Raw genomic sequence first — 13571 nt, forward strand, 5'->3', positions numbered from 1 at the left:
ATACGCCCGTCGCCACATCCCGGGGTATTTATAAACGATGCGGCCGACTCCCGACGTATGCGGGGGTTCTACATCGGCCGGTTTCAGCCCTACCACGACGGTCACCATCGGATGGTCACAGAGATCGCGAGCGAGGTCGACGAGCTCGTCCTCGGGATCGGCTCGGCGGGCGACTCCCACACGCCGCGGAATCCCTTCACCGCCGGCGAGCGCCTGATGATGGTCACGAAGTCGGTCGCCGAACTCGACATCACCACCTACGCGGTGCCGATCGAGGACCTCGAACGCAACTCCGTGTGGGTGAGCCACGTCCAGAGTATGTCGCCGGCGTTCGACGTCGCCTACTCGAACAATCCGCTCGTGATCCAACTGTTCTCGGAGGCGGGCGTCGAGGTCCGGCAGTCGCCGATGTTCAACCGCGACGTCCTCGAAGGGGCCGAACTGCGCTCGCGGATGATCCACGGCGACGACTGGGAGAGCCTCGTCCCCGCACCCGTCGTCGACGTGATCGAGGAGATCGACGGCATCGAGCGCATCCAGCGCGTCAGCGACACCGACACGAACGGCGAGGTGGTCGACGAGGCCCACGCGGGCAGCGACGGCGCCAGCGACCCCGAGTGAGACGATGATCACCCTCGCCTCCGACTTCGGTACCCCGTATCCGGCCGCGATGAAGGGCGTCATCCTTCAGGAATCGGACGCGCGCCTCGTCGACGTCGCCCACGACTTCCCCCGCCAGGACGTCCGCGCGGCGGCCTTCTGGTGCCGCGAGACGCTCCCGTACTTCCCGCCGGCGGTCCACCTGGTCGTCGTCGACCCCGGCGTCGGGACCGACCGCGACGCCGTCGTCGTCCGCGCGGGCGACCACGCGCTCGTCGGCCCCGACAACGGCGTGTTGTTGCCGGCGGCGCGCCGGATCGCCGAGCGCGCGGCTGAGTCGGATTCTGAGAAGGAGCCGACCGTCGACTGTTTCGTCTACGAGTACGCCGACCCCGCCTCGTCGACGTTCCACGGCCGCGACGTGTTCGCGCCGGCCGCGGCCGAGGTCCACGAGGCCGGCGTCGACGCCCTGGCGTCGCTCCCGGCGGTCTCCCGCGTGGAGACGGTTTCCGTCACCGAGGCGCCCAACGCGCTCGTCGACTGCCGATTCCCCGAGGCGTCCGTCGAGGGAAGCGAGGCCCGCGGCGAGGTGCTCGTCGTCGACGACTTCGGCAACGCGATCACCAACGTCCCGGGGTCGTTCCTCGACGGCAAGACGGGGACCGAAATCGCGGTGAACGGCACTCCCGCGCCGGCCGTCACGGCCTTCGCCGAGGTCGGCGAGGGCGAGCGGCTGGTGACGGTCGGGAGCCACGGCTACGTCGAGTGCGACGTCAATCGGGGACGGGGCGACGAGGCGTTCGGCCTTGCGCCCGGCGACGAGGTCGTCCTCTCGGAGTGAGGCGAGTCGGGACGAACGCCGCCCACGTCGCCGCGCCGGTGATTCGCGTCACGACGCCGAGGACGGCGTAGATGCCGCCGCCGATCATCCCGCCGAGCGCGATCGAGACGGCTTCGGTGAGTCCGAGATTCTCGCCCATCGCCGGGCGCTGGACGACTGACAAGGAAAAGGGTTGATCACGGCGGTCCGAACACGTTCGACTCGGCCGCCCGATCGGAGGTCGGTTCGGCGCGCGTCAGTTCGCGGCGATGACGTCGTCGATCCGGACGACCATCGTCGCCGCCTCGGTCGCGGCGGTGACCGCCTCGCGCTTTACGGCCGCGGGGTCGAAGATCTCGGCCGCGACGGGATCGCCGACCTCGCCGGTCCGGCCGACGGCGATGACGCCCGCGACGCCCTCGCGGTCGAACGTCGCCCGGAGCTCGACCACGGCGTCGATCGGGTCCATTCCGGCGTTCGTCGCGAGCGTCCGCGGGAGCGCCTCGATCGCGTCGGCGAAGGCCTCGACGGCGAGCTGCTGGCGCCCGTGGACGCCGCTGGCGGCCGCGCGGACGTGCTCTGCGATCGCGATCTCCGTCGCGCCGGCGCCGGGGACGACGCCCCCGGACTCGATGGCGGCGACGGTCACGCCGACGGCGTCGGAGATGGCGCGCTCCAGCTCGTCGACGACGTGCTCGGTCCCGCCGCGGACGAGGAGCGTGACGGTCTCGGCGGCGTCGCCGCCCTCGACGAAGGTGAGGTCGTCGGCGCCGAAGTCGGCCACCGACACGCGGTCGGCGTGGCCGAAGTCGGCCGCGTCGAGCTCGCGGACGTCGCCGAGCTGCTTCGCGCCGGTCGCGCGGGCGATGGCCCGCGCGTCACCGGTCTTGAGGCTCTCGAAGGCGACGATGCCGCGCCGTTCGAGGTGGGCCGCCACGCGGTCGGCGATCGATTTCGTGGAGAACACGACGTCGACGCCGGCCTCGTCGAGGGCCTCCGCGTAGCCCGCCAGCTCGGCGTCCTCGGCGTCGATGACGGCTTCGAGCTGATCGACCGACGTGATGCGGTACTCGGCGTCCCCCTCGCCCTCGCGGACGTCGAGCTTCGTCGTCAGAACGGCGACCGTCGCGTCCTCGACCGTCCGGGCCATCCCGTCGCGGACCGGCTCCTCGTCGACGACGACGCCCTCGACGAGCTCCGTCGCCGACGACGACGCGCCGACGTGGGTGAGGATCCGCACGTCGTCGGGATCGAACCGCCCCTCGCCGTTGTAGACCGCGCGGACCGCGTTCACGACGTGGCGCGCGAGCACGTCCGCTGTGACGTCGCCGGTACCCTTCCCGGTCATCGAAGATTCCGCGACCGCCGCGAGCACGTCGTCGTCGAGCCGCACGTCGAGGGTCTGTTCGTCGATGGCCTCCTGGGCCAGCCGCGCGGCCTCGTTGTAGCCCTCGACGATCACCGTCGGGTGGAGGTCGTCGTCAAGCAGGTGCTCGGCCTGGGCCAGCAGTTCGCCCGCCAGCACGGACGCCGTGGTCGTGCCGTCGCTGACGCCCTCCTCTTGGGTCTGGGCCACCTCGACGATCATCTGCGCCGCCGGGTGCTCGATGTCCATCTCCGCCAGGATGGTCGCGCCGTCGTTCGTGATCACGACCTCGCCGCTCGAATCGACGAGCATCTTGTCCATCCCGCGCGGCCCGAGCGTCGTCCGTACCGCGTTCGCGACCGCCTTGCCGGCACGAATGTTCGACCGCTGAGCGTCGGCACCGTGCGTTCGGTCGCTGTTCCCGGAAAGGACGTACAGGGGTTGCATTCGTGTAGACATAGTTATGTAAACCTCACAGAGAGGGACGCCAGCGGTTCTATATATAGATGCCGGAAATTTCGGGATAGAGCGTGTCAGAGTCTCATTTGGGATTCGTCCCGCTCTGTGTGATCGCAAAAGTGGGACAATTTTTCGGCCTAAATATCACATATCGTACCTCATTTTAGTTGTCTCGGCTCCGGACCGTCGGTCGCCAAGGTATATTTGGGTCGCCGCATCAGTGTTCGACGATGCTGGAGCTGAACCACGGGTTCCGGGTCGTCGACCTCCACGCCCGCCTCGACCCCGGTGACGAGGAGGAGGTCGCCACCCGCGGCCGCGAGACGACTCCCGAGGCGCTCGAACGCGAACTGCACCAGGCGGGAGTCGTCCGCGCGGTCGTCTCGCCCGGGCACCGCCCCCCCGACGAGGGGTACCTCCGCGCCAACAACGCCGTCGCTCGTCTCAGCGTCGATCGGCCCTTCCTGGCGTTCGCGCGGATCGGCGGCCCGCGCGACCCGAGCGACCGCGCCACGGCGCGCCTGCGCAACCTCACCGCCTCCCGGGAGCCCCACCACGCCGGCCCCGACGACATCGAGCAGTACGCCTACGACGACCGCTTCCACGGCTTCACGCTCGCGCCCTCGACGGACGGGCTCCCGGACGACGAGACGCTGGCGGAGCTAGAGGCGGTCTCCCTCCCGGTCGTGGTCCACGGCGGCCGCGACTTCCCGCCGGGGGCCGTCGCCGAGACCCTCCTCGATCGGGAGTTCCCCGTCGTCCTCTCGGGGTTCGGCGGCTATCCGCTCGACCGGGACCTGATGCGCGAGGCGATCGACCTGCTCGGCGAGCACGACCACCTGTACCTGGACACCCACCAGGTCCGCTTTCGGAGCGTGCTCGAACGGGCGCTCCTGGAACACCCCGACCGCGTGATGTTCGGCAGCGGCGCGCCCGAGATCCACCCGAGCGTCGGCGTGATGGAGATCCTGACGCTCGACGTCTCCGAGGACGTGATGCGGCGGGCCTTCTCGGCGAACGCCTCCCGCGTGGTCGAGGGGCTCGCGCCCGGCGAGTCGTAAAGGTGTAAAACAGTCCGAAATTGGGCCGGGACTCTCCGCTCTCAGCGCCAGTCGTACTTCGCGACCGCCCGGTCCGCGCGCTTCGAGCAGCCGTGGGGGTTCCGCGTGTCCGAGCGGTCCCGCGCCCGCGCCACGAGGCCGTCCGACCAGCCGGTCGCGACGCCGACGATCACGTCGCGGCCGTTGCCGACCCACCCGGTGGGCGTGGCCTCGCCGCGAACGACGTCCCGCGCGGCCGCGAGGGCGTCCGCCCCGGCGTGGGAGGCGATCCGCCGGAGGATCGTCGGGCGGACCCCGTAGTTCTTGACGAGGCGATAGGCGAGCGCGCGGTACTTCCAGCCGATGTTCCGCTCGTCCGTCCCGCCGTCGGCCTCGTACTCGGTGCGGACGCACATGTCCGCGGCCCAGGTGACGTCGCGGCCGAGCCCCGCGAGCCGGTGGGCGGCGTCGCGGGCGCCGCCGGTCTCCAGGTACTCGTCGAAGCCGTCGATCTCCGCCAGGACGTCCGCACGGAAGGCGACGTTGTCGCCGTTGAAGTACGTCACGTCGCGGCCGCGGATCCGCCGGGCCTCCGGCTGGGTTGTCGTCATCCCCGCGGGCAGGGTCTCGTGGACGGGCCCCGTCACGACCGGCGCTCGCTCAAGGCCGGCCTCGATGGCGTCGACCCACGTCTCCTCGATCGCGAGGTCGCTGCGGAGGAAGGCGACGATGTCGCCCGAGGCGGCCTGGATGCCCGCGTTCCGGGAGACGTTCAGCGTCCGGTCGGAGACCTCCACGAGGACGTCGACGTCGTCTCGGTCGCGGACCATCCCGGTGGTCCCGTCTGCCGACGGGCCGTTGACCACCACGACCTCGGCGTCGGCGGCGTTCGCGGCCAGGACGTCGAGGGTGGCCGCGAGGCGGTCCCGGTCGTTGAGGGTCGGGACCACTACCGAGAGCTCCATACCGGTCGGTTGCGACACGAGAACTTAAATGTCGCACCTCGGAGCGCCCGGTGCGGTCCCGAGGCGGGCCGTTCCGGCCGCGGTGCGCTACTCGTCGTCGACCGTCGCCGTCCAGTACGACACCGACGCCAGGGCGTCGCCGACCGACCACGGGCCGATCGTCGCCTCGCCCAGCGAGGTGTCGAGGTCGCGGAACTCCTGGGCGACGCCGTTCGGGATCTTCCGGTAGAAGCCGTACGGGAGCAGGAAGTCGTGCTGGTCGTCGACCAGCCGCAGGCCGGCGCCGTCCAGGAGGCGGTTCACCTGCGACGCCGAGTAGAGGTGCGAGCCCATCGGGAGCAGCCAGTTGTAGACCACGCGCGTGCTCCGGTCGTTGAAGGTGTCGAAGAAGACGACGTCCTTCGAGACGCGGGCCATCTCGGCCATGAACTTCGCCGGGGTCTCGGCCAGGTGGAAAAACCGCATCGCGAAGACCGCATCGAAGTGGTCGTCGGGGAACGGGAGCCGGGCGGCGTCGCCGCGGAGGAACTCGATGCGGTCGGCGACGCCGGCGCTCCGGGCCTTCTCGCGGCCCTGGGCCAGCATCGCCTCGGAGATGTCGAGACCGACGATGTTCGCGCCCCGCTCGGCCAGCATCGCCGTGAACCGTCCCGTGCCGCAGGCGATCTCCAGGACGTCCTCGCCCTCGACGGGGGCCAGCGCGTCGAGTACGGCCTTCTTCTCGCGGTCGTCGATGAGTCTGCCGCCGCGCGAGAACCGCTTCGAGTCGTACTCTTCGGCGACGTCGTCGGCCTGGTACCACTCCTTTCCTTTCACGCTACCTACCCGTCCACGCTCGCGGACTAAAACCGTACTGGATGCGCGCCGTCCTTCCCGCCGACGGACGGCGCGTGGGCCGATCGGGCCGGACGCGGGGCCCCGCCCGTCAAACTATGCCGGCGTCGAAACCTTATATGTGTATAATCTATACCGAGTGTATTCACACACTTGTAGCCAACCTTTACCACGAATAGATGTCTCCGGGTGTATATGAGCACCAGTACCGCAGACCTCGACGGTGACGACCTTCTCTCGGAGTCGGAGTACCGCGATCGCCTCCGCGAGCTTCCCCCGAGCGCGAAGCTCGTAGCGAAAGTCCTCGAAAGCGACGCGCCGCTCTCGCAGGGCCAGCTGGCCGAGGAGTCGCTCCTCCCCGACCGCACGGTCCGCTACGCCCTCAACCGCCTCGAAGAGGCGGAGATCGTCGGCTCGCGTTACAGCTTCAAGGACGCCCGCAAGCAGGTCTACTACCTCAACACGTAGACCCCGGCGCTCCCGCAAATCTCCGCTCTGCTCTCTCTTCACTCACCCGTGACGCCCTCGTCTCGCGACCGTCCCTCCGTCCGCCGCATCGCCGTCCCCGTCGAGGATCCGGTCCCGACGGGCTCGACGAACGCGTACCTCGTCGACGACGCCCTCCTCGTCGATCCGCCGGCGCGCAGCGACGACCTCGACGCCGCCGTCGCCGACGCCTCGATCGAACACCTCGCGGTCACGCACGCGCATCCCGATCACGTCGGCGCCGTCGCCCACTACGCCGCCGAGACGGACGCGACGGTCTGGTGCCGCCGGGGTCGCGAGGGCCGCTTCGTCGAGGCGACGGGCACAGGGCCCGACCGGACCTTCGTCGAGGGCACCGACCTCCCGACGGGCGCCTCCGTGCTCGACGTCCCCGGCCACGCCCCGGACCACGTCGCCTTCGAGACCGATCGGGGAGTCCTCTGCGGCGACGTCGCGACCGCCGAGGGCAGCGTCGCCGTCGCGGCGCCCGAGGGCGACGTCCGCGCGTACCTGGTCGCGCTCCGCCGCCTCATCGCCCGCGACCCGCCGCGGCTGTTCCCCGGTCACGGGCCCGTGATCGAGGAGCCCCGCACCGCGTGCGAGCGGCTCTACCGCCACCGCCTCGACCGGGAGCGACGGGTCCTCGATGCGGTCCGCGCGGGCGCCGGCGACGTCGACGCGGTGCTCGATGCGGCCTACGACGCGGACCTAGCCGGCGTCCGCGACCTCGCGCGCCGGACCGTCGTCGCCCACCTGGAGAAGCTCGCGACGGAGCGCCGCGTCGACTTCGACCGCGACGCCGAGACGGTCGCGCCGCGGTGACGTCGACTCGCGGCTTCCCTCTATTTCCCCGCCCCCGACCGGGAGCGTTTTGTTCGCGTCGCCGGGACACAGAGACGTGAGCGAGGCCCCCTCCCTGGAAGCGGAGCTCGACCGCGCCCGCGAGCTGTCGGTGTCGGACCTCGCGGACGCCATCGAGTCCATCGGCTTCGAGTGTACGCGCTGCGGCGCGTGCTGCAAGGGCCACGCGGACGAAGACGACGAAACCGAGCCGCACACGGCGACCGTGTTCCCCGACGAGATCCGGCGGATTCAGGAGGCGGCGGCCGAAGCCGATGACGGCGGCGACGAGACCGACGACGTCGACGACGAGACCGACGATGTCGACGACGAGACCGACGATGTCGACGCATACGACTGGCGCGACGTCGCCCGACCGATGCCGTACGGGCTCCCCGAGGGCGACGGGAGCGCCGACGGTGAGACGTTCGAGTGGGCGCTCCAGACGGACGCCTGCGGCGACTGCGCGTTCTACGAGGAGGGAGAGACCGAGGGCGCCTGCCGGATCCACTCCGACCGACCGCTCATCTGCCGGACCTACCCCTTCAGCGTCGCGCTCGGCGGTACGAGCCAGCCGATGGGCGAGGCCGTCGACGAGGAGGGGATGGTCCGCGCCCACGAGTGCGAGGGGCTCGGCCGCGACATCTCCCGCGCGGACGCCGAAGAGCTGGCCGCGGCGCTGAAGGAGCGCGCGGTCCGCGAACTCGAAGAGGCGATCGGCGTCCGCGACAACTACGCGCCGGTCGACGCCGACGGCGTCGTCGTGTACGACTCCGAGGGGCCGAAGCGGGCGGACGGCACGGCGATCGACGGCGGGGAGTGACCACAACGCCCACCCGCGCGTGCGAGCCTTCTTGACGGCCCCGTCCTAAGCCCCGCTGATGACGGCCGATTCAGCGGTCTTCGATCGGGTCGCCGAGGCGACCGAGGGCGACGAAGTACGGCTCACGCTGGCGACCGAGGACGCGACGGTCGGCGGCGTCGACTTCGCGTCGCCGGTCGTCACCCGCGTGGCCGCGGTCCGCGAGGAGACGGTCGACGCGCGGCAGAAGGACGTCGACATCGACGGGATCGTCGACCGGCGGATCCTCCACCTCGTCCCGCTCGGCGACGACGACGCCCACAGCGCCTACGTCCTGGAGACGCGGAGCCCGGTCGTGGGCGCAGACGCGGTCGAGCCACTGCGCGCACAGCCCCGCGACGGCTGCGGGCCGAGCGACGACGTGACGACCCTCCCGGTCGTCGCCGAGGTCGAGTCGATCGAGGTCCGATCGTAGACCGGTCTGCGGCGCTCTGCGATCGGAGCCGAAACCACTACCGCCGACGCCGCACACCACCGGGTATGCGAGTCAGCGTCATCGGCGGAAGCAGCATCGACGCGAGCGAGGCGGAAACGGCGGAGAGCCTCGGCCGGGTCCTCGCCCAGCGCGGCCACACGATCGTCTGCGGCGGCCTCGGCGGCGTGATGGAGGCCGTTTGCCGCGGCGCCGCCGACGCGGGCGGCCACACGATCGGCATCCTCCCCACGGACCGTCGCGCGGACGCGAACGAGTACGTCGACGAGGCGATCGCGACCGGGCTGGGCCACGCGCGGAACCCCCTCGTGGTGATGAACGGCGACGCGGTCGTCGCGGTCGACGGCGGGGGCGGCACGCTCTCGGAACTGGGCTTCGCGTCGGTCTACGACCGGCCGACCGCCGGCATCGGCACTCACGAGGCCGCACACGTCGAGGCCGTCGAGACGGCCGAAGAAGCGGTGGAGTACGTCGAGCGCGAGGCGCGCGCGGAGTAACGACCTACCAGGTGCCGTGGAAGGTGTCGAACGAGAGCGAATCGAGCGGCTCGTCGCCGACGGCGATCCGGTACTCCCCGGGCGTCAGCATCGGCTTGTGGAACTGCGGGCCGTCGTCGGTCGTGATCCGCGGACAGCCCGTGTTGACGAACGCGTCCATGTCGAAGTTTCGCAGTCGATCGGGCGTCACCTCGTCCATCGTGATGAGGTAGGCGTCGTCGTTGTCCTCGATGATCTCCTCGGCGATCTCCATCCGGCCCTGACCGATCTTCGTGCAGAAGATGACGCCCCACTTCTCGGCGTCCATCGCGCGGTGGACGGCCCCGTAGCGCTGCTTCATGAACTTCTCCGTGTCGGCGACGGTCACGACGTTGTTGACGGGGTCGGCGATCAGCACCTTCTTTTCGGGGTGCTCCATCGCGAGGCCGAGCGGGTGGAACTTCCCGCCGCCGACGTAGAGCACCTGGTCGGCGTCGATGTCGGCCGACGCGTAGTTGCAGCCGAGCACCTGGCCCTCGTAGGTCAGGCGATCGTCGCCGCGACGGGTGTGGACGTCGTAGCCGCGCTCTTCGAGCCACGCGACCATCTCGTCGAAGCGGTTCATGTGCTGGGCGGTCGTGACGAGGCCGACCTCCTCGTCGGGGAGTTCGTCGACGGCCTCTTCGAGGATCGGGAACGGGTCGACGTTCGAGAAGAGAGGGACGTAGATGATCTTGTCCGACTCCTTCATCGGGGAGTGACCGAAGTGGACGAAGACGTCGGTGCGGCGCATCAGGTAGGTGTCGAGGTCGCAGGCGCCGTAGCAGGGCTGGCCCGACAGCATAAACGTCACGTCGTCGTCGCACAGTTCCCGGAGGTCGTCGGCGACGGCCGGGCCGCGGCGCTTCAGCCCCTCGGGGAACTGCAATCCGACGCGGCTAGCGTCGCGCTCTTCGATCTCCTCGACGATGCGGTCGAGTTCGTAGTCCCACTCCCGGTCGTGCTTCAGCGACATCCCGGTGTTTCGGAGGTCTCCCTCGGTGGCGGCGTCCTGGCTCATTGCACCGCCGTAGCCCGCCGACGCCAATAACCTCGGCGGTTCCGCAATCGGAGGAAAACGACCGTGAACGTCCGGTTCGGTCGCCTCCTCGACCCGGGGCGAGCCCCGGCCGCGGCCGCGCCGTCCGGTAGCTTGAAACGCGCCGCGCCCTCAGGTGCGAGTATGAGCGTCCAGACGGACAAGCTCGAAGAGCTCGGTCGGGAACTCGGCGACGCCATCGCCGAGACGCCGGAGTACCAGGCGTTCGAGGAGGCGAAGGCGGCCGTCGAGGCCGACGACGAGGTCCAGGCGCAGATCTCGGAGTTCCGCGAGCTCCGCGATCAGTATATGCAGGCCCGACAGATGGGTCAGGCGAGCGAGGAGTCCCTGCAGAAGGTCCAGGAGGCCCAGGAGGAGCTCCACGCGATGCCGAAGATGGCGGAGTACGTCGACGCCCAGGAGGAACTCCAGGACCGCCTGGAGGCCGTCAACGAGGCCATCTCCGCGCCCCTCGACGTCGACTTCGGCGGCGAGGCCGGCGGCTGCTGTCACGACTGACCGGCCGTCGCCCGCTCGTCCGTCCGTTTCTCGCGGCGCCCGCCGAGGATTTATATACGAGACCGGGGCCAGGAGCGGTATGCTCGCGATCGCCGGCGGCAAGGGAGGAAGCGGGAAGACGACCACGACGCTCGGGCTGGCCCGCGCCCTCGACGGCCCCGCCCTCGCCGTCGACGCCGACTGCGACCTCCCGAACCTCCACTCGCTCGCCGGCGTCCCGCGGGACCCGCCCGGCGGAAGCCCCGGCCATCCAGACCCCGACGGCCGGGAGACGCTGATCCGACCGGCGCCGCGGAACGCGCCCGACGGTATCGGGAACCGGCTCCGACGCCTGGCCGACTTCGGCGGCCGCGTGCTCGTCGACTGCCCCGCGGGCGCCGGCCCCGACGCCGCCGTACCGCTCCGGGTCGCGGACGCGGTCCTCCTCGTCGCCACGCCCTGCGTGCCGGCGCTGCGCGACGCCGCGAAGACGGCGGCGATGGCCCGCGCGCTCGGCACTCGCGTCGTCGGCGCGGTGCTTGTCCGCGCCCGCATCGAGCCGCCCGGCGTCGCCGACCTGCTCGGCTGTCCCGTGCTCGCGACGGTGCCGCCCGCGGCGACGCCGCTCGAATCCCCGGCCGTCAGCCGCGCGTACGACGGTCTCGCCCGCTCCCTCCCGGATCGACAGAAAGCCTAAGCCCGTCGCCTTCGTACCCCCGCTGTGGCATCACGGCTCTCGACCGGCGTCAGCGTCCTCGATCGCCAACTCGACGGGGGGATCCCGCCGGGGAGCATCGTGCTCCTCGCGGCGGACCCCGCCAGCCAGTCGGAGCTGTTCCTCTACGAACTGACCGCGGTCCGCGCGACGCTGTACCTCACGACGATCCGCTCGGACCAGGCCGTCCGCGACGCCCTCGATCGGATGCCGGGCCACGTCGGCGACCCGACGATCCGTGACGTCGGCGGCAACGCGCCGCTGGACACGGCGAACCGCTTCGTCCGCGACCTCCCGGAGGGTGCGAACCTCGTCATCGACGTCGTCGACGCGCTCGAAGAGCCCGAGCCCGCGCGCTACCGGCAGTTCCTCAACGAACTCCAGACGCATATGGTCAACACCGGCGGGCTGGCCGTCCTCCACGGGATGAAGCGCGACGAGGAGTCGGCGAACCGCGGCTACACGGAGCACATGGCCGACGTCGTGTTCGACCTCCGCACCGACGTCAAGGGCTCGGAGATCGAGAACCGCCTCGCGATCCCGAAGTTCCGCGGCGGCACTCCGCCGACCGAGACGATCAAGCTCCAGCTCAGCGAGCGCGTCGCGGTCGACACGAGCCGGGACATCGCCTGAGCTTCCTTTTCCTTCCCCTCGGCGACGTACTCCGTCACCCGACGAAGCCGAAGTACGCGAACGCGGCGAGCGTGACGGCGACCGTCAGCGCAGACCAGGTCCGCGGGGTGTCGAGGCCGCCGAGGTCGAGCCGGCTCGTGAAGAGCGAGAGGAAGTAGGGGCCGAGCGGGACCAGCCGCCAGACGAAGGGGATCTCCCGACCCAGGCCGTACCGGAGCCCGAGCGTCAGCGCGATCGTACAGGCCGCGGCGACGGCCGCGACCCGCAGGTCCTGCGTGCCGGCGAGCGCCTCCTCGGGGAGGTCGGCGGTGTCGTCCGCGTCGGCGGTGTCGTCGGCCATCTAGATCCTCGCTCTGTCTGTCAAAACTCGAAAAAAGCGTCTGCGACGCGTTACTCGTCGATGTCGACGTCTTCGAGCTCTTCGGCGAGTTCGTCGGCGTCGACGTCGACGTCCTCGATCGCCTCTTCGATGTCCTCGGGAGCCGCGCCGCCGGGGCCGCCGGCGCCGCCCATCATCCCGCCGAGGCCGCCCATCATTCCGCCCATCCCGTCGATGGTCTCCTGGACGATGACCCGATCGAGGTCGAGCCGGTCCATCACGTCCTGGGCGATCTGCTGCTTGGAGAACATCCACTGCTGATTCATCGTCATCTGCGGCGTGGCCTCGATGTACAGCGTCTCCTTTTCGACCTCGACGGTCTCGGTTTCGAGTTCGCCGTCGTCGTCTTCGGCGTCCGCCTCGTCCTCGTCGGGCTCGACGACCTGCTCTTCTTCGACCGTGTCGGTCTCGATCCAGACCTCGGGGGCCTGCTGGAGGTACATCTCCAGCATGCTCGCGGCCTGCTCCTCGCGGTCGTCGACGATCTCGAGGATCTCGTACTCGTATTCGAGGTCCTCGCCCGCGAGCGGGTGATTGAAGTCGACGCGGGCGCGGCCGCCGACCATCGTGATGACCTGGCCCTGGTCGCCGTCGATCTGGACCTGGGCGCCGGGGTAGCGGTCGTCCTCGTCGATCTTGTTGGCGCTGACGGTGCGGACCTGCTCGTCGTCGTACTCGCCGAACGCCTCGGCGGCGGGGATGTCGACGGTGCCGGTGTCGCCCACTTCGCCGCCGACGAGCGCGTCGTCGACGCTCTCGAAGACGTGGCCGGCGCCGACCACGATCACGCGGGGCTCGAAGTCGTACTCCTCGGTGTCGATGTCGGCCTCCTCGGCGGTCTCCTCGTCGGTGGTGTCGACGACGGTGCCGTCGTCCTTCGTTCGGAGCGTGTAGGCCAGACGGACGAAGTCGTCCTCCTGGATGGCATCCTCGGGGACGTCCGCGACGTCCTCCTCGACGTCTCCCCCTTCGGCGGGAGCGTCGGCGTCTGCCTGCGATTCGGCGGCGTCCGCCTGCTGTTCGTCACTCATACGCTGATCATCTCCCGTGTGACCCTTAAGAATCACGTTTCGGCCCCGAGACGTCC

General features: G+C 70.2%; 17 protein-coding genes. 11 read left to right on the forward strand and 6 right to left on the reverse strand.

Annotated elements, in window-relative coordinates; genetic code table 11:
- The first annotated feature begins 57 nt into the window (after positions 1-57).
- Together OS889_RS05370 and OS889_RS05375 are read left to right on the forward strand one after the other, a co-directional pair.
- Positions 58-621 carry a nicotinamide-nucleotide adenylyltransferase gene (locus OS889_RS05370; protein WP_372387963.1) on the forward strand — a complete coding sequence of 188 codons (564 nt, stop codon included), beginning with the start codon at positions 58-60 and terminating at the stop codon, positions 619-621.
- A 4-nt stretch (positions 622-625) separates the two neighbouring features.
- Positions 626-1441, forward strand: coding sequence for an SAM hydrolase/SAM-dependent halogenase family protein (locus OS889_RS05375; RefSeq protein WP_372387965.1), 816 nt, complete (start codon positions 626-628; stop codon positions 1439-1441).
- Between the two features lie 235 nt (positions 1442-1676).
- On the opposite strand, the gene thsA is transcribed toward OS889_RS05375, so the two are convergent.
- Positions 1677-3245, reverse strand: coding sequence for a thermosome subunit alpha (gene thsA / locus OS889_RS05380; RefSeq protein ID WP_372387967.1), 1569 nt, complete (start codon positions 3243-3245; stop codon positions 1677-1679).
- A 230-nt stretch (positions 3246-3475) separates the two neighbouring features.
- Between thsA and OS889_RS05385 the strand changes: the two genes are divergently transcribed.
- Entirely contained in the window at positions 3476-4306 is an 831-nt protein-coding gene (locus tag OS889_RS05385) for an amidohydrolase family protein (RefSeq protein WP_372387969.1), read from the forward strand.
- Positions 4307-4347: 41 nt separating this feature from the next.
- On the opposite strand, the gene OS889_RS05390 is transcribed toward OS889_RS05385, so the two are convergent.
- Together OS889_RS05390 and OS889_RS05395 are read right to left on the reverse strand one after the other, a co-directional pair.
- Entirely contained in the window at positions 4348-5250 is a 903-nt protein-coding gene (locus OS889_RS05390) for a glycosyltransferase family 2 protein (protein WP_372387971.1), read from the reverse strand.
- A gap of 87 nt (positions 5251-5337) precedes the next feature.
- The gene (locus tag OS889_RS05395; RefSeq protein WP_372387973.1) at positions 5338-6066 is read right to left on the reverse strand and encodes a class I SAM-dependent methyltransferase; all 729 of its coding nucleotides are present in this window, start codon (positions 6064-6066) and stop codon (positions 5338-5340) included.
- 213 nt (positions 6067-6279) lie between these two features.
- Between OS889_RS05395 and OS889_RS05400 the strand changes: the two genes are divergently transcribed.
- The 5 genes from OS889_RS05400 (at position 6280) to OS889_RS05420 (ending at position 9202) form a co-directional block, all read left to right on the forward strand.
- The gene (locus OS889_RS05400) at positions 6280-6552 is read left to right on the forward strand and encodes a winged helix-turn-helix domain-containing protein (RefSeq protein WP_372387975.1); all 273 of its coding nucleotides are present in this window, start codon (positions 6280-6282) and stop codon (positions 6550-6552) included.
- Between the two features lie 48 nt (positions 6553-6600).
- Positions 6601-7392 carry an MBL fold metallo-hydrolase gene (locus tag OS889_RS05405; protein ID WP_372387976.1) on the forward strand — a complete coding sequence of 264 codons (792 nt, stop codon included), beginning with the start codon at positions 6601-6603 and terminating at the stop codon, positions 7390-7392.
- A 76-nt stretch (positions 7393-7468) separates the two neighbouring features.
- On the forward strand, positions 7469-8233 hold the full coding sequence (locus OS889_RS05410; RefSeq protein ID WP_372387978.1) for a YkgJ family cysteine cluster protein: 765 nt from the start codon (positions 7469-7471) through the stop codon (positions 8231-8233).
- Between the two features lie 58 nt (positions 8234-8291).
- On the forward strand, positions 8292-8687 hold the full coding sequence (locus OS889_RS05415; RefSeq protein WP_372387980.1) for a hypothetical protein: 396 nt from the start codon (positions 8292-8294) through the stop codon (positions 8685-8687).
- A 65-nt stretch (positions 8688-8752) separates the two neighbouring features.
- Positions 8753-9202 (forward strand): TIGR00725 family protein, encoded by a 450-nt coding sequence (locus OS889_RS05420; protein WP_372387983.1) that lies wholly within the window; start codon positions 8753-8755, stop codon positions 9200-9202.
- Positions 9203-9206: 4 nt separating this feature from the next.
- Here the strand turns inward: OS889_RS05420 and dph2 are convergent, their stop codons facing one another.
- Positions 9207-10241: a diphthamide biosynthesis enzyme Dph2 gene (dph2, locus tag OS889_RS05425; RefSeq protein WP_372387984.1), complete on the reverse strand. Its 1035-nt coding sequence runs from the start codon at positions 10239-10241 to the stop codon at positions 9207-9209.
- A gap of 162 nt (positions 10242-10403) precedes the next feature.
- Here dph2 and OS889_RS05430 point away from each other — a divergent pair, with 162 nt between their 5' ends.
- From OS889_RS05430 to OS889_RS05440, 3 genes are all read left to right on the forward strand, one after another.
- Positions 10404-10778, forward strand: coding sequence for a YlbF/YmcA family competence regulator (locus tag OS889_RS05430; protein ID WP_372387986.1), 375 nt, complete (start codon positions 10404-10406; stop codon positions 10776-10778).
- A gap of 79 nt (positions 10779-10857) precedes the next feature.
- Entirely contained in the window at positions 10858-11454 is a 597-nt protein-coding gene (locus OS889_RS05435; protein WP_372387988.1) for a MinD/ParA family ATP-binding protein, read from the forward strand.
- Between the two features lie 24 nt (positions 11455-11478).
- Positions 11479-12105 (forward strand): RAD55 family ATPase, encoded by a 627-nt coding sequence (locus OS889_RS05440; protein WP_372387990.1) that lies wholly within the window; start codon positions 11479-11481, stop codon positions 12103-12105.
- Positions 12106-12139: 34 nt separating this feature from the next.
- On the opposite strand, the gene OS889_RS05445 is transcribed toward OS889_RS05440, so the two are convergent.
- Together OS889_RS05445 and OS889_RS05450 are read right to left on the reverse strand one after the other, a co-directional pair.
- Complete coding sequence (locus OS889_RS05445) at positions 12140-12445, reverse strand: DUF8049 family protein (protein ID WP_372387992.1); 306 nt, start codon at positions 12443-12445, stop codon at positions 12140-12142.
- Between the two features lie 50 nt (positions 12446-12495).
- Positions 12496-13515 (reverse strand): FKBP-type peptidyl-prolyl cis-trans isomerase, encoded by a 1020-nt coding sequence (locus OS889_RS05450; protein ID WP_372387994.1) that lies wholly within the window; start codon positions 13513-13515, stop codon positions 12496-12498.
- Positions 13516-13571: the final 56 nt, after the last annotated feature.

Origin of the sequence: Halobellus sp. MBLA0158 (assembly GCF_041477585.1) — an archaeon.
GTDB classification, from domain to species: domain Archaea; phylum Halobacteriota; class Halobacteria; order Halobacteriales; family Haloferacaceae; genus Haloquadratum; species Haloquadratum rubicundus.

Bases quoted from the DNA above. Each gene is read 5' to 3' on its own strand.
- OS889_RS05420 (WP_372387983.1), top strand. From the start codon at position 8,753: ATGCGAGTCAGCGTCATCGGCGGAAGCAGCATCGACGCGAGCGAGGCG.
- thsA (WP_372387967.1), bottom strand. From the start codon at position 3,245: ATGTCTACACGAATGCAACCCCTGTACGTCCTTTCCGGGAACAGCGAC.
- dph2 (WP_372387984.1), bottom strand. From the start codon at position 10,241: ATGAGCCAGGACGCCGCCACCGAGGGAGACCTCCGAAACACCGGGATG.
- OS889_RS05435 (WP_372387988.1), top strand. From the start codon at position 10,858: ATGCTCGCGATCGCCGGCGGCAAGGGAGGAAGCGGGAAGACGACCACG.
- OS889_RS05390 (WP_372387971.1), bottom strand. From the start codon at position 5,250: ATGGAGCTCTCGGTAGTGGTCCCGACCCTCAACGACCGGGACCGCCTC.
- OS889_RS05430 (WP_372387986.1), top strand. From the start codon at position 10,404: ATGAGCGTCCAGACGGACAAGCTCGAAGAGCTCGGTCGGGAACTCGGC.
- OS889_RS05370 (WP_372387963.1), top strand. From the start codon at position 58: ATGCGGGGGTTCTACATCGGCCGGTTTCAGCCCTACCACGACGGTCAC.
- OS889_RS05400 (WP_372387975.1), top strand. From the start codon at position 6,280: ATGAGCACCAGTACCGCAGACCTCGACGGTGACGACCTTCTCTCGGAG.
- OS889_RS05415 (WP_372387980.1), top strand. From the start codon at position 8,292: ATGACGGCCGATTCAGCGGTCTTCGATCGGGTCGCCGAGGCGACCGAG.
- OS889_RS05375 (WP_372387965.1), top strand. From the start codon at position 626: ATGATCACCCTCGCCTCCGACTTCGGTACCCCGTATCCGGCCGCGATG.
- OS889_RS05445 (WP_372387992.1), bottom strand. From the start codon at position 12,445: ATGGCCGACGACACCGCCGACGCGGACGACACCGCCGACCTCCCCGAG.
- OS889_RS05450 (WP_372387994.1), bottom strand. From the start codon at position 13,515: ATGAGTGACGAACAGCAGGCGGACGCCGCCGAATCGCAGGCAGACGCC.
- OS889_RS05385 (WP_372387969.1), top strand. From the start codon at position 3,476: ATGCTGGAGCTGAACCACGGGTTCCGGGTCGTCGACCTCCACGCCCGC.